Source organism: Mycobacterium sp. KBS0706 (assembly GCF_005938675.2).
Taxonomy (GTDB): domain Bacteria; phylum Pseudomonadota; class Alphaproteobacteria; order DSM-16000; family Inquilinaceae; genus Inquilinus.
Genome location: NZ_VCCH02000410.1, coordinates 1 through 302, shown reverse-complemented (window position 1 = coordinate 302; position 302 = coordinate 1). Strand labels below are relative to the sequence as shown.

General features: G+C 68.9%; 1 protein-coding gene. It reads left to right on the top strand.

The window, feature by feature from the left end; all coding sequences use genetic code 11:
- Positions 1-29: 29 nt before the first annotated feature.
- The coding region (locus FFK22_RS45035; protein ID WP_373683784.1) for a hypothetical protein at positions 30-302 on the top strand (273 nt) is incomplete at its 3' end.

The window sequence follows — 302 nt, the reverse complement described above, 5'->3', positions numbered from 1 at the left end:
TCGGTCACGGCGCGACCGCCGGTGCGAACGTGGGCGACGTCGCCCTCGGCTCCGGCAGCACCACTGCGGCCGTGGTCGGCACCACCAGCACCAAGATCGCCGGCACCACCTATAACTTCGCCGGCACCACCCCGACCTCGACGGTCAGTGTCGGCGCGGTGGGCGCGGAGCGCACGATCACCAATGTCGCGGCGGGCCGGATCGCAGTCGACTCCACCGACGCGGTGAACGGCAGCCAGCTCTTCGCCACCAACACCTCGGTCGACACGCTGAACACCAAGGTCGACAACATCAACAACGGC